Origin of the sequence: Pedobacter sp. R-06, assembly GCF_049913135.1 — a bacterium.
GTDB lineage: Bacteria > Bacteroidota > Bacteroidia > Sphingobacteriales > Sphingobacteriaceae > Pedobacter.
In genome coordinates, this window is the sequence record NZ_CP183977.1 from 5,504,751 (window position 1) to 5,517,930 (window position 13,180).

Here is a 13,180-nt window from a genome sequence, read left to right on the forward strand (position 1 = left end):
AAATGGAAGATGTAATGATGTAAAATGGTTGATAGCCTAATGGTTTTTAGTTGAGGGTCTGATAGTCCATGGTTGATGGCTTATTGGCACGATAATATGTTTGTCGTTTTAGCTATGAACTACCTGACCATGAACCACTTGCGCTATCATTCCTCTTTTCCCTTAACCCTCGCTATCCCAATCGTATTTTTCGAGATCGCGGTAAGCTTTTCCTTTTATAATTTCCTTCTTCTTTGACGATTCGGAATCGACCCTTGTTTCATGAATATTATCGGCCACTTCAAAATGGAAATCCTTGTCTTTTTTAGAGTGATAAATCGATACCTCATCTCCATCCGCTATAGCATAATCGTAAGGGCCTCGTGCACTCATCAGTTTTACAAACACTGGCAAACATTCAAAAAAGATAAACAGCAACCCGATAAAAGTAACGGCAATTGCGGTATTGTTATCCCGTGTGCCGTCTACATTAAATTTAAGCTGCCCCAATGCCCAGTTACGATCGGCAAAACCGGCAATGTCAGATAAACTGTCTAACTGTTTTTTAGTGTACAGCTTTTCGGTAAACAGGCCATCGAATTCTTTGCGTTTATCTACAAAGCCTTCCGATTTATTGATGGCCGCTTTTAGCGAATCTAATTCTGCCGTGCGTTGTGCAATTTCGGCTTCCTTACGTTTGGCATACGGTCCATAGCCCATTACCCCTGATGTTTCGGTGGTTTTATTTCCGAAAATCTCGAAATTAAGCTTCTGCCTGTCTGCTTTAATTCCTTTTTCAAGCGAATCCCGAGTGGCTTTCTGTTGATTTAATCTGCCAAATTCTACCTGATATTTTTTCTCGAAGGCTTTGTTCAAGGTATCGATTTTAGAACGCTGACCATTTAGGTAACTCACCTTTAGGCGCTCTTTAATTTCTTTATCAAAAATTTTAAGCTCTATGGGTCTAGAAATTACCATACCGATCATAATAGCCAACAGGATACGCGGTGTAGCCTGCAACAATTGTTTATTGGTACTGGCGCTTTTGTTAATGCTCGACACGATATAGCGGTCCATATTGAAGATGGCTGCCCCCCATAAAAAGCCGAAAACAATGGCGAAAATTACGGCCAGATCGTCCCCCTTAAACACAAAATACATAGCATAGCCACCCGAAAGGGCAGCAAATAAGCCTGTAAAAAAGATGGTGGCGCCAATGCCAGTATATTTATTTTGTTCTGAAGGATACTTTTCCAGTGTCGGGATATGAGCGCCAGAGCAAAACCAAAAGAAACGGTTCAGTTTGTCCATTTGTAACTATTTATAATTAAACGCCTAAGGGTTACAGTTGTTACAGTTGCACACAAAATTTTATGGCATTTTTTTGATGGGGAGCGTAAAATTGATTTTCCTATATTTGCATAAATACATTTAATAAAATGAAAGAAATATCGGTACAAGAACTAAAAGAGAAAATCGATAACAAAGAAGATTTTCAATTGATTGATGTTCGTGAAACATTCGAATACGAGGTTTCCAATCTTGAAGGCGAGAATATCCCTTTAGGTGGAATTTTAATTGAGGCTGATAAGGTTGCGAAAGATAAACCGGTAATTATTCAGTGCCGCAGCGGGAAAAGAAGCGCAGCAGCAGTAATGCAGTTGGAGCAACAATACGGATTTGACAATCTTTATAACTTAAAAGGCGGTATTTTAGCTTGGCAAGAAGCTTTTGATCCAAGCATGCCGGTTTACTAAGGTTCATAAATAACCAATAACTAAATCCCAATTATCAAACTTTGCAGATCGCGAATTAAGCTTTTGATTTTTTTGCTCAGCATACTGTTTGATAATTGGTTATTGTAAATTGGTCATTAAAAATAAATTCTCTTACACTACAATCCTCAAACAGTGGGTAAAAAATTTGCTTTAAATATCTTCTATAACCTAGCCATTATCCTTTCTATTTTCGGATTGGTTTGGTGTTATAACAATGCTAAATATCTTCCAGCCGGCTTTTTAGTAGGCACAACGGCTTGTTTGTTCTACTTTAAGTATCAACTTACCAAAGACATCAGAAAAAGCTTTAAAGAAAAAGATCAGAAGTAACACCTGCTAAGCCTAAACCAGGCAGATCTTTTAAGATATACTTACCGTTTTCGAAAGCTGGATCAGTAAAGGGGTTATTCTTGGTAAGCCATGGCCCATCCAAATCGGCCCAGTTACATAAAGGAGCCAAAGCAGCTGCAGCCAAAGTGGCGCAACTGGTTTCGCTCATACAGCCAATAAGCACTTTCATCCCAAAAGAACGGGCTTTCAAAATCATCTGATGCCCTTCGTACATGCCACAGCTTTTCATCAGTTTTACGTTAATGCCATGATAAGCACCTTTCAGTTTGTCCATGTCGGCTAAGCGCTGCACGGCTTCATCAGCTAACAGCGGGATGGGACTACGCTCGGTTAACCATGCATTCCCATCGAGGTTATTTTTATCCATAGGCTGCTCGATTAACACCACACCCTGGTTATGCAGCCAATAAATTAAATCGATTGCTTTAATCTTATCTGCCCAACCCTGGTTAGCATCCACATATAACGGTACACTGGTCATGCTCCTGATCGTTTCGATAATCTCCTGATCGTTATCCCTCCCCAGTTTAACTTTGATCACTTTAAAAGCCTCAGCATCTTTCAGTTTCTCGCGGATTACCTCAGGTGTATCAATCCCAATGGTATAAGAAGTTACCGGCATGTTAGCAGGATCCGCACCGTAAATTTCATAACAGGGCTTATTTAACAGCTTTCCATTGATATCGTTAAGCGCAATATCTATCGCCGCTTTAATGGCCGGCTGACCTGGAGCAAGGCTATCCAAATAGCTGATAATTTCTTTGAAATCGAATGGATACTGGATTTTATCCCAATCTACAAGGCTAAGAAAAGCCGCTGCGCTTTCGTAGCTCTCGCCCATATAAGGCACCATAGAGGCCTCACCATAACCTATCACCCCTTCATGTTCAACCTTTAATAACATTAAAGGTGTACTGGTGCGTGTAAATTTCGAAATCGAAAAAGGATGTTTTAATTCTAATTCAAATTGTCTGCAACTAATCTTCATTATCAATCGTCTTCTAAATAAATAAGGTAATTATTGCTTTACAAATTATCTTTGTTTTATTAACGCAACTACCACTGCCATGAAAAACAACTCAAGATTACGGTATTTTATTTATTTATCCTTAATAATTATTGGGGGATGTACCACAGGGAAAAAAGCCTTACAAAAAGGTGATTATGATGCTTCGGTTGCCAAAGCAGTAAGCAGATTGCAAAACTCGCCAAAAAATAGTGAGGCTATGGAAGTGCTAAAAACAGCATACGGTTTAGCGCTGCAGGACCATTTGCGAAAAATTGAAGAAGCTAAAATGTCTAACGATTTATTCAGATGGGAATCAGTGATGTACGATTACCAAAAAATCAATCAATTGGCCGATGATATTAACAGTTGCCCAGCTTGCTTAACCATTGTTCCAAGACCTTCAAAATACATCAATGAACTTGCTGATAGTAAATACAATGCAGCTGCCGCAAGATATAACTCAGGATTAGGTTATTTGAGAGAAAACAACCGTCAATCGGCAAAAAAGGCATACTACGAATTTGAGAAAACACAAAATCTTCAGCCAAATTATAAAGATGCCAAAGCCAAAATGGAGGATGCTTATTGGGCTGCAGTAACCAGGGTTGTGGTACAACCGATTATTGTAAACAGTGGCATGTACAAATTAAGCGCCGATTATTTTCAACAACAGATCGATCAGTTTATCGGAAATTACTCGAGAAATAAGTTTGTGATTTTTTATGGCGAAACACAGGCAACAGATCAAAAAATTGTTCCCGATCAGGTATTGAGTTTAAACTTTGACGATTTCGTGGTGGGCCAAACCTATGTAAAAGAAAGGGTAGAAAAGTTGAAACGCGACAGTGTGATAATTGGCGAAACCCGTGAGAAAAAGCCAATTTACGGTACAGTTAAAGCCACCTTAAGTATTTTCGAAAAGAACATCTCCTCATCGGGATTATTGGATATGAGCATTACCGATTGGAGCACAAAAAAACTGGTACGCCAGCAGAAATTCCCCGGAACTTATGTGTGGAGAGACAGTTGGGCGACTTATAAAGGCGATGACAGGGCGCTGAGTAAACAACAATTGGCCATTACCAGAAGGAAAGAACAATTGCCTCCGCCACCAAGCGCTTTGTTTTTAGAATTTACCAAACCCATTTACAACCAGCTGGTTGATGATATCAGTTATTATTATAACAATTACTAAACCTTGCCCTGTTATAGAAATGGTTTCACCTGCTGCAGTAACATCCCTCTCCTGCAGGAGAGGGAAACGGTGGACATTGCTAAACCGCAGACGCTAATAGGCTAAGGTTGTAATCCCTGCGTTAAAATAAAATATCGGTGCAAAGCCCTAAAAATATAATGGCTAATATTGCAGTAATGAATACCGGCTTATACAATCCATTCCAAAACTTCGATTTTTTATACAAAATCTGCTTCCTAAGCGGCAAAACCTTTAATTCACCTGTTGTTCAGGTGCCGTTGATTCCAAAATGGCTGTTAGAACAGGCTGGTTTAAGCGGCGAAGAGCAGATCCAGTTTTTGGATGAAAGTATCCGTTCGTACAACACCTTGGTTATCCCGGTAAACAGTGAGGTAAACGAGCAGTTTTTAAGCCCGCTTGAACACAAGATCGAAACAGCCTTTGCAACAGGGTACGATGCCGTTTCCGCATTGCCCGAACTGGATCTTTTTAACTGGATCGGCAAGTTTTTATATGGCTTTGTATATATCGAAATGCATTCTGCCTTACGCAAGGAAATGACTGCCGACGGTTTAAATATGTCGCAATCGTTAATGATGAAATTTGCCAATCTGAATTTCATGATGCAGAACCTGTATACCAGCCTGGAGTTTGAAGATTTTTCGCCATGGTCTATCACGGTGGTAAAACTAGAAAACGGAGAAACGCCGTTCAGTTTCCGCGATGAGATAAACACTTTAACCTTCTCTTTAAAAATGAAAGATTTTGGCATCATCGCCTGTTTACAGGATAATGGCACTAACAAACGCTATCACCAGGATATCATCAACGAAATAAAAGGAAAAGCACTAACAGCCGAACAGTTTGAAGAGTTGAGTGCGCGCTTTTATTATTCGGCCTATCTGTTTAACCGCTTGCCCGAATATACTTTTATGCCTGTTGAGGGCACCACGTATATAGAAGCTATGCCTCTACGGGGCAACATGACCAAACCCCTTTTTGATGTTTGGCAAAATAAAGTATATGCACAGGTATTGGAAAACTTTTGGAAACCCTGGGGTTATGTAGTATTCGAGATTATTAAAAATCCTGATGAGCCGATGAGTTTCTTCGAGAAACCTTGTTTGCCTACTGCGGGCTAGGCTTTTTTATCGTTAAGAAATTAAGAGCATTAAGAAAGAGTATTGCCTTAATCGTCTTAACGCCTTAATGTTATGCCTAAAAACATCTGAATGTCAAGAGACTATCTAAATGTTGAATGCAGATTAAAGTTTTCGATAACCTAAACGCGATCGTCATTTCGAGCGGACCCGATAGCTATCGGGTGCAACGAAGTCGAGAACCACGAAGTGCTCAGCGAAGCTAAATCTATTATAGATCTCTCCTCCGAAGGAGTTCCCTTGGAATATTTCGCTATGCTACATCCGATAGCTATCGGATCGAGATGACGAAGTTAAACTATCTCCCTCCCGTTAACATCGTAATAAAGTTCTGCAAGATCCCAGGAACAAAAATGATCGTAAAAATCAATCCGGTTAAGGCACCAAAAAAGTGTGCATCATGATTGATGTGATCTCTTGAATTGCGGGAAGCGTAAGCACAATAAATTAAATACAAAATCCCAAAAACTACAGCAGGAATGCCGATGGGAATAAACATGATGTAAATTTTAGACATTGGATTAAACAAAATATAGCTAAAAAGCACCGCACTAATCGCTCCAGATGCACCAAGACTATTATAGTTAAAATGATCTTTATGTTTAATAACGGTAGGTAAATCACTCAGCACCAAGCCCAAAAAATACAGTAATCCAAACTGCCAGCTTCCCATTAATCTTTCCAGTGTAAAGGCAAAAGCGTAAAAGGTAAACATATTAAAGAACAAATGCATCCAATCTGCATGCACAAGCCCGCTGGTTATTAAGGTGTAAACATTCTGTCCTTTCGATACACTATAAGGATGCAGCATAAACTTTCCATAAAGCGAATGATCGTAAAAGGCGTATAAACTGGTAATAATGGTAAAAACGAAAATTACGGAGGCAACTGGTGCAATATTGAAGTATTCCATGGGGGTTATTTTAAATCAAGTTTTACGTCTGTAACCAATCGGGCTACCGGATATCTATTGTGTGTTTTTTCGTAATAATCAGAATTTTTATAAACAAAATCAAGTTGTGCGGCTGCATCCTTTGCAAACTCGGCGTCTGAGGCTTTTTTCGCCTCCAGTTTACGCTTTAGTTCTGGATTACTGTTAAGGAGTGCTGTTGCGGTATCTTCAAAAACATATGCCGAATAATGTTCCTTCATATCCAGAACGGAATCAAAAAAGTTCCAGTTGAAATAAGAATCAGTAGCCTGTGGTTCCAGTGTTTCTACAATATACCGGTTACTCGGCTGATTAACATACACCACAAAATCGCCTGCATAATACTGTAAGCTTTGCTTAACCGGATTTACCTTTACCCCAGCGTGCGGATAGTGCCCTTCATAGGGCCTTGTTCCGGTTTTAAAATCACCGATATAATAACTTTCTACTTCAATTTTCTGATCGGTCTTAAGTTCCTGCACTTTAACATTATTCAGTTTAAGCAGGGCGATTACACGGTCCCAGGCTTTCGGAATAATGTAGGCAACCGGTTTTTGAATAGACACTGCAGGTTCGAACTTATTCCATTCTTTAATGGTTTTGGTGTAAGGTTTACTGCGGTCGTAATATAAACGGTCAGCACCGCTTACCGTACTGGGTTTTTGGCCAGCCTCGAAGCCTTTAAAGATCAGATCGTTTACTTCGGTTTTATTCAGTTTCCATTCTAAAGGAAATTCCTTTTGTGCAGCCACAAATTCATCGGCCTTTCGCTTATTTTCTCCAATAACCTTGGCATCACGCGCTACAAGCTGGATATAGGTTTGCAAAAGCTTATAAGTGGCATCCACACGCAAATCGTACGACTTTAGCATATGCGTTTCGGGCATAAAACCGATGGTATTGTGCAGCGTGGTATATCCGGTAGAATAACGTGGCGGATCTATAAATCCGGTTATTCCGCTTTCTGGTGTTTCGCCTATCGAATTTACATAAGGAATCATCGGGTAACCCATCTTCTCCATTCCAGCATATAGATCGGGCACCAATGTTTTAGTTAAATAATCAGAAAGGATAGGGTTCAACTTATCTTTTTGTGTAGGGATAAGTGTCATTACATATTGATAATCGGCACCATTACTGGTGTGCGTATCTACAAATATTTCGGGCTGCCAGGTGTTAAAAATGAGTTGAAACGCCGCCGAATTTTTCGAATCTGTTTTAATGAAATCACGGTTCAGATCGAGGTTCTTGCTATTGCCCCTAAAGCCATAAGCAACTGGTCCATTCTGGTTAGCCCTTGATGTTCCGCTACGGTTAAAACTGCCATCTATATTGTACAGGGGAATAATGCAGATCACCACATCTTTTGGCAGTTTACCTGCTTTAAGCAGGTCGTGGGCAAGCATCATCGATGCATCTACACCCTCTGGCTCGCCAGGGTGAATGCCGTTGTTGATCAATAAAATCCTTTTATTCTGCTTTCTAATCTCCGAAGGATCAAAAATCCGATCGCGCGACAACACCAATACATGTAAAGGCTTACCAAAATCTGTACTTCCATAGGTGAACAATTTGGCCTCTGGATAAGCCTTAGTCAGGTTTTCGTAATAGGTTATTGCAGCAGTGTAAGTAGAGGTTTCAATTTTTCCGCTCAGCTCGAAAGGTGTTTTTTGTGCGGCAGCTTTTAATCTCATCGAAAGCAAACAAAACACAAAGAATTTTTTCATGCCTTAAATCTAAGAAATGAAATGATGTTATTAAAGTGTTTTACGATAAGATTTAATCCTTCCTAACATATATTTAAAGCCTATGGTGTAGGAGTTATAAACATCAGGTGAGTAGTTTTTAAATTTGGTACTTGGATCGTTATAGCCATCCAAACCTTCGCCGAAAGTAAAGTTCGATTGTGCATTGATATTGATGATATACCGCATATAACCGTATCCATCGTTGATGTAATAGTTGAAACCGAAGTTTAACGGTACCGCCATATTAAGGCTCTTATCTTTTCCAGGGAAAGGACCATATCCGGGATCTACTGCAGCCCAGCTTGGTTTAATCCGCACAATATCGGTAATCTTATTGTTAATTACCCCTATACCCAAACCAACATACAAACCCCTTAGATTGTATAAAAACTCGCTTTTATCGTAGTTTACCACTTCACCAAGCATTAGTTTTACATTAGCCGTAATGGCGGTATATTGGTTTACAAACTGACGGTTGTGCGGATCGGTTTTAATATCTCCACCCTGAACCATGCCATACTGCCCTTCTAAACCCAAAGTTACAAACGGCGTGATATGATAATCGAATACGCCATAGGCTGTGTAACCAAAACTCCCTTTGTACACATCAGTGTAAGATTTGTTTATTCCTCCACCAAAACCATACGACATTTTAAAGTAATTAGACTGGGCAAAAGAAAAACTTCCTATAAAAACAAGCAGAAGGGTTATGTAAGTAGCTCTCAGCAGATTAAAAATCATATCGTTTTTTTACAAAAATAATATGTTTATCGAATATCTATAACTTTTACCTTTGAATTATGAGCACATACACCAACTTTAACAAATCTCTGGAGCAGCGGTTTATAAAATATGCGAAGATTGATACCCAATCCGATCCAAATTCTCCAACTTGCCCATCAACCCTAAAACAAAAAAATTTAGGGAAAGAATTGGTTCAGGAACTGTTAGAAATTGGCGTTAACGATGCCGAAATGGACGATAATGGCTATGTGTATGGTACGATCCCATCAAACACAAACAAGCAGCTACCCGTAATTTTCTTCTGTTCGCACATGGATACCTCGCCAGATTGCAGTGGTGAAAATGTTAAACCGATTATTCATGACAATTATCAAGGACAGGACTTAATTCTGCCCGACGATAACAATATTGTGATAAAATTGTCTGAACACAAAGACCTAAAACACCAGATTGGTAACGATATTATCACAGCAAGCGGTACAACTTTATTAGGTGCCGATAATAAAGCAGGGTTAGCAGAAATTATGGAAGCAGCTGCCTTTTTAATGAGCAATCCCGATGTAAAACACGGAACCATAAAGCTACTTTTTACCCCTGATGAAGAAATAGGCCGTGGCGTAGACAAAGCCGATTTAAAGAAATTAGGTGCCGATTTTGGTTATACCATAGATGGGGAAACACTGGGCTCAATCGAAGATGAAACCTTTTCTGCTGACGGCGCCACCCTTAAAATTTATGGCGTAAGCACCCACCCGGGCTTTGCCAAAGGAAAAATGGAAAGTGCCATTAAGATCCTTGCCGAAATTATAGATTCGCTGCCAAAAGATACCCTCACACCAGAAGCTACACATCAAAAAGAAGGTTTTATCCACCCCGTGAGTATGAACGGACAGGTAGAAGAGGCAGAAGCGCAGTTTATCATCAGAGATTTTACCGATGAAAAACTAGCCGAACATGGCCAGTTTTTAGAAGAAACCGTAAAAAAAGTGATGGCTAAATACCCAAAATCTACCTACAAAATTAACATAAAAGCGCAGTACCGTAACATGAAACAGGTTTTGGATCAGCACCCTAAAATTGTGCAATATGGAATAGAAGCCATTGAACGGGCGGGCGTGGTGGCAAAACAACAAAGTATCCGTGGTGGAACCGATGGCTCGCGGCTTTCTTACATGGGCTTACCTTGCCCCAATATTTTTGCCGGAGAACACGCTTTTCATAGCAAGCAAGAATGGGTAAGTGTACAGGATATGGAAAAAGCCGTACAAACCATTATTAACATCGCCTGTATTTGGGAAGAGAAGGGGTAAGTCCAAAGTCTTGAGTCAGTAGTCCAAAGTCCTGAGTCCTTATCAATCGATGATTAGACTCAAGACTTTGGACTCAGGACTAAAGACTAATAAGAAGCCTGCCCAATATCCAACCTCGCTATTTTTCCTTCTTTGTTTACCTTAAATTTAAAGCAGGTTTTAAAATCGCCCCATTGGTCGGAGTGGAAATGGCCATACACCTCCAATCCGTTGTTTTCCACTTTATCTATACTGGTAAAGCGCTCATGTCCCAGCGCTTTCTTAAAGAAGTTATTAAATTTCATCTGGTTTCCGTCGTCGTAAAAGGCAACATCGATAGCAAATAAAGGAAACCATGTTTTTTCATCGCCTTTTTGCAATGCGGCAATAGCAGCCTTTACTTTTGCATTGGATAATTTTGTTAAATCTATCGCCATGGGTTTCTGATTTTATTTTAAGCGAAAGTAAATGCGCGGGTAATAAAAATAGCGCTTTAAGCTTTTCATTTGCTTAAGCTTTAAGTCGTAATCAAAATTAATAAAAAAGATATTTTTAAAGTACATCTTTTTATTACTTTTAGATTGTAATGATAACTCTCGAGAACGACTATATAAAAGTTAGCCTGGCGGCTAAAGGCGCAGAACTTCAAGGCTTATTTAGTAAAGAAACCAAGCTGGAATATTTATGGAATGCCAATCCTAAATATTGGGCAAAACACAGTCCGGTTTTATTTCCTATTGTTGGCTCATTAAAGAACAACAGTTTTACTTACCAAGGTAAAAGCTACGAATTACCACGCCATGGTTTCGCCCGCGATCATGTTTTTAATTTAGAAAAAATAAGTGAAACAGAAGCCGTTTTTACCTTAACCCAGAACGAAGATACCTTAAAAGTATATCCTTTTTATTTTGAGCTGAAACTGAGGTACCAATTAATAGATAGAAAGCTGAACTTAACTTACGAGGTAAAAAACACAGGTACTGCCGAGCTTTTATTCTCCATTGGCGCACATCCGGCTTTTGCGGTGCCCAATACGCCCAATACGGTTTACGAAGATTATTACCTTGCTTTTAATGCCGATGAGAAATTAATTTTCTGGAAACTCGAAGATGGCTTAGTAGCCGATGATACCGCAATCATTGAACTGGGTGGCCACAGGTTAAACCTTAAACATGATCTGTTTTATAACGATGCGCTGGTTTTTAAAACCCTGCAGAGCAACTGCATCAGCTTGCTCAACAACAAAAACGATTATGGCCTGCATTTCCATTTTGAAGATTTCCCTTTCTTTGGCATTTGGGCCGCTACCGATGCCCCTTTTATTTGTTTAGAGCCCTGGTGCGGAGTGGCCGATGGTGTTAACCACGATCAGGAATTAACACGCAAAGAGGGGATAGTAAAAATCGGTGTAGGCGAAAACTGGTCGCGGTTTTGGGAAGTAGAGTGTTTCTAGATGGCTTGCCGTGTTTAAAGAAAATAGTCTAACAGCTTTCATTTCTTAATCTACATTAAGAAAGTTGTAATGCATGGGTACTAAATTGCAGCACATTGAATACAACAATAAGCTGTTAAACAAGATGAAAAATACGCCGCATTCTGCACAATTATTTCTTAGGCTCGCCTTGGGCATTGGTTTTATTCTACCCGTTATGGACCGCTTTGGCTGGCTGGGTACACCAGGCTCACCAACAGTTAGCTGGGGCAATTGGTCGGTATTTTTAGATTATACCAACACTTTAATGCCCTTTTTAGCAAGGCCTGTAGCCAATATAATGGCTATTGTTGCCACCGCCAGCGAACTGGTTTTTGCAATATTGCTTATCGCTGGATACAAAATTAAGTGGGCGGCTATCGGTAGTTTTTTGCTGACACTTGCCTTTGCACTCTCTATGTTCTTCTTTGCAAACTACAGGGCCCCTTTTAATTATTCGGTTTTCGTAGTAAGTGCCGCCAGTTTGTTGTTGGCAACGTTGCCCGCTTATAAATGGAGTATCGAAGCAAGGAAATAATTATCCACATTAAAATTTCTGTTATCGCGGTGTAGTGAAAACCACTACCTATAAAGGGGTATTTTTACCTTTTAATTTGATGTTAACATGTTGATAACTATATTTATAATGTTAAAATTAAATCAACGGGACGATTTAGATTAAAACGTGAAACCTTTCAGCAATGAAAGGTTTTTTTTTGCAAAAAAAACACGCCCTCAAATGAGGACGCGTTTTACTCAAATCTAAAATTATTTTGGGACGATCGAGAATTGTTTCAATAAATGTTTAATACCCTGATACAAATATGAAAAAGATAAAGGATTTATTTCCGTTCAGTTTTATTCATCTGTAAAATAACAACTTATCCAAAAGGCTGCTAAGAATGAATAAAACATTTTTTACCTAAAAACAATTCTTTTTGAATGGACTATCTGCGTTATAGTCATAACAATAAAGTCTGAAAGATAGAAACGCCATTAATTTCAAATGTCAAAAACGCCCTTACATTTGTCTCAAGTACACCCATTTTATCATTAAAAGGTGCAGTAACTTAGTTGTCAACAAAAGAAATTAAGATTATGGCAACCATGCACCCTTACTTAAACTTCGACGGCAAGGCCGAAGAAGCTTTTAATTTTTATAAATCGGTTTTCGGAGGAGAATTTACCTTCTTTGCAAAAATGGGCGATGCACCCGAATCGGATAAATTAACCGAGGACGAAAAAAACCGCGTAATGCACGTAGCCCTACCCATTAATGAGCATACGGTTTTAATGGCATCCGACTGTGTACCTTCAGCAGGGCATGTACTTAAAGAAGGCAACAACATGTACATCAACCTTAATGCCGACAGCCGCGAAGATGCAGATCGCTTATTTAACGGCCTTTCAGCAGGCGGTACCATCGAAATGCCAATGGACGATATGTTCTGGGGCGATTACTTCGGTAGCTTTAAAGACAGGTTCGGTATTCAATGGATGGTTAATTATAGCAGCCACAAATAAA

General features: G+C 39.4%; 14 protein-coding genes. 8 read left to right on the plus strand and 6 right to left on the minus strand.

The genetic code is table 11. The features are described from left to right. Window positions 1-162: 162 nt before the first annotated feature. Window positions 163-1,290 carry a DUF4407 domain-containing protein gene (locus ACN9MR_RS22265; RefSeq protein ID WP_426326729.1) on the minus strand — a complete coding sequence of 376 codons (1,128 nt, stop codon included), beginning with the start codon at window positions 1,288-1,290 and terminating at the stop codon, window positions 163-165. A 128-nt stretch (window positions 1,291-1,418) separates the two neighbouring features. Here ACN9MR_RS22265 and ACN9MR_RS22270 point away from each other — a divergent pair, with 128 nt between their 5' ends. Both ACN9MR_RS22270 and ACN9MR_RS22275 read left to right on the plus strand, forming a co-directional pair. Next, on the plus strand, window positions 1,419-1,736 hold the full coding sequence (locus ACN9MR_RS22270) for a rhodanese-like domain-containing protein (protein ID WP_029277953.1): 318 nt from the start codon (window positions 1,419-1,421) through the stop codon (window positions 1,734-1,736). A 153-nt stretch (window positions 1,737-1,889) separates the two neighbouring features. Continuing rightward, window positions 1,890-2,087 carry a DUF6358 family protein gene (locus ACN9MR_RS22275; RefSeq protein WP_029277955.1) on the plus strand — a complete coding sequence of 66 codons (198 nt, stop codon included), beginning with the start codon at window positions 1,890-1,892 and terminating at the stop codon, window positions 2,085-2,087. On the opposite strand, the gene ACN9MR_RS22280 is transcribed toward ACN9MR_RS22275, so the two are convergent. Further along, window positions 2,065-3,096, minus strand: a complete 1,032-nt coding sequence (locus tag ACN9MR_RS22280) for a dipeptide epimerase (RefSeq protein WP_426326730.1) — start codon at window positions 3,094-3,096, stop codon at window positions 2,065-2,067. The genes ACN9MR_RS22275 and ACN9MR_RS22280 overlap by 23 nt on opposite strands. Before the next feature lie 79 nt (window positions 3,097-3,175). Between ACN9MR_RS22280 and ACN9MR_RS22285 the strand changes: the two genes are divergently transcribed. Both ACN9MR_RS22285 and ACN9MR_RS22290 read left to right on the plus strand, forming a co-directional pair. Then, complete coding sequence (locus tag ACN9MR_RS22285; protein ID WP_426326731.1) at window positions 3,176-4,312, plus strand: hypothetical protein; 1,137 nt, start codon at window positions 3,176-3,178, stop codon at window positions 4,310-4,312. Between the two features lie 158 nt (window positions 4,313-4,470). Next, on the plus strand, window positions 4,471-5,454 hold the full coding sequence (locus tag ACN9MR_RS22290; RefSeq protein WP_426326732.1) for a hypothetical protein: 984 nt from the start codon (window positions 4,471-4,473) through the stop codon (window positions 5,452-5,454). Window positions 5,455-5,770: 316 nt separating this feature from the next. On the opposite strand, the gene ACN9MR_RS22295 is transcribed toward ACN9MR_RS22290, so the two are convergent. From ACN9MR_RS22295 to ACN9MR_RS22305, 3 genes are read right to left on the minus strand one after another with little or no spacing between them, the layout of a single operon-like run. After that, window positions 5,771-6,385 (minus strand): rhomboid family intramembrane serine protease, encoded by a 615-nt coding sequence (locus ACN9MR_RS22295; RefSeq protein WP_029277963.1) that lies wholly within the window; start codon window positions 6,383-6,385, stop codon window positions 5,771-5,773. 5 nt (window positions 6,386-6,390) lie between these two features. Continuing rightward, complete coding sequence (locus ACN9MR_RS22300; protein ID WP_426326733.1) at window positions 6,391-8,130, minus strand: M14 family metallopeptidase; 1,740 nt, start codon at window positions 8,128-8,130, stop codon at window positions 6,391-6,393. A gap of 30 nt (window positions 8,131-8,160) precedes the next feature. Next, window positions 8,161-8,892 carry a hypothetical protein gene (locus ACN9MR_RS22305; protein ID WP_426326734.1) on the minus strand — a complete coding sequence of 244 codons (732 nt, stop codon included), beginning with the start codon at window positions 8,890-8,892 and terminating at the stop codon, window positions 8,161-8,163. A 59-nt stretch (window positions 8,893-8,951) separates the two neighbouring features. Between ACN9MR_RS22305 and pepT the strand changes: the two genes are divergently transcribed. After that, window positions 8,952-10,205, plus strand: a complete 1,254-nt coding sequence (gene pepT, locus ACN9MR_RS22310; protein ID WP_426326735.1) for a peptidase T — start codon at window positions 8,952-8,954, stop codon at window positions 10,203-10,205. Window positions 10,206-10,291: 86 nt separating this feature from the next. Here pepT and ACN9MR_RS22315 read toward each other — a convergent pair whose 3' ends face one another. After that, a complete protein-coding gene (locus ACN9MR_RS22315; protein WP_426326736.1) occupies window positions 10,292-10,621 on the minus strand; it encodes a hypothetical protein in 330 nt (109 codons plus the stop codon). A 149-nt stretch (window positions 10,622-10,770) separates the two neighbouring features. On the opposite strand from ACN9MR_RS22315, the gene ACN9MR_RS22320 reads away from it, so the two are divergent. The 3 genes from ACN9MR_RS22320 (at window position 10,771) to ACN9MR_RS22330 (ending at window position 13,179) form a co-directional block, all read left to right on the plus strand. After that, window positions 10,771-11,637 carry an aldose 1-epimerase family protein gene (locus tag ACN9MR_RS22320; protein ID WP_426326737.1) on the plus strand — a complete coding sequence of 289 codons (867 nt, stop codon included), beginning with the start codon at window positions 10,771-10,773 and terminating at the stop codon, window positions 11,635-11,637. A gap of 73 nt (window positions 11,638-11,710) precedes the next feature. Further along, the gene (locus tag ACN9MR_RS22325) at window positions 11,711-12,193 is read left to right on the plus strand and encodes a DoxX family membrane protein (RefSeq protein ID WP_426326738.1); all 483 of its coding nucleotides are present in this window, start codon (window positions 11,711-11,713) and stop codon (window positions 12,191-12,193) included. 560 nt (window positions 12,194-12,753) lie between these two features. Then, on the plus strand, window positions 12,754-13,179 hold the full coding sequence (locus tag ACN9MR_RS22330) for a VOC family protein (protein WP_426326739.1): 426 nt from the start codon (window positions 12,754-12,756) through the stop codon (window positions 13,177-13,179). Window position 13,180: the final 1 nt, after the last annotated feature.

Bases quoted from the DNA above. Each gene is read 5' to 3' on its own strand.
- ACN9MR_RS22265 (WP_426326729.1), bottom strand. From the start codon at position 1,290: ATGGACAAACTGAACCGTTTCTTTTGGTTTTGCTCTGGCGCTCATATC.
- ACN9MR_RS22270 (WP_029277953.1), top strand. From the start codon at position 1,419: ATGAAAGAAATATCGGTACAAGAACTAAAAGAGAAAATCGATAACAAA.
- ACN9MR_RS22280 (WP_426326730.1), bottom strand. From the start codon at position 3,096: ATGAAGATTAGTTGCAGACAATTTGAATTAGAATTAAAACATCCTTTT.
- ACN9MR_RS22285 (WP_426326731.1), top strand. From the start codon at position 3,176: ATGAAAAACAACTCAAGATTACGGTATTTTATTTATTTATCCTTAATA.
- ACN9MR_RS22290 (WP_426326732.1), top strand. From the start codon at position 4,471: ATGGCTAATATTGCAGTAATGAATACCGGCTTATACAATCCATTCCAA.
- ACN9MR_RS22295 (WP_029277963.1), bottom strand. From the start codon at position 6,385: ATGGAATACTTCAATATTGCACCAGTTGCCTCCGTAATTTTCGTTTTT.
- ACN9MR_RS22300 (WP_426326733.1), bottom strand. From the start codon at position 8,130: ATGAAAAAATTCTTTGTGTTTTGTTTGCTTTCGATGAGATTAAAAGCT.
- ACN9MR_RS22305 (WP_426326734.1), bottom strand. From the start codon at position 8,892: ATGATTTTTAATCTGCTGAGAGCTACTTACATAACCCTTCTGCTTGTT.
- pepT (WP_426326735.1), top strand. From the start codon at position 8,952: ATGAGCACATACACCAACTTTAACAAATCTCTGGAGCAGCGGTTTATA.
- ACN9MR_RS22315 (WP_426326736.1), bottom strand. From the start codon at position 10,621: ATGGCGATAGATTTAACAAAATTATCCAATGCAAAAGTAAAGGCTGCT.
- ACN9MR_RS22320 (WP_426326737.1), top strand. From the start codon at position 10,771: ATGATAACTCTCGAGAACGACTATATAAAAGTTAGCCTGGCGGCTAAA.
- ACN9MR_RS22325 (WP_426326738.1), top strand. From the start codon at position 11,711: ATGGGTACTAAATTGCAGCACATTGAATACAACAATAAGCTGTTAAAC.
- ACN9MR_RS22330 (WP_426326739.1), top strand. From the start codon at position 12,754: ATGGCAACCATGCACCCTTACTTAAACTTCGACGGCAAGGCCGAAGAA.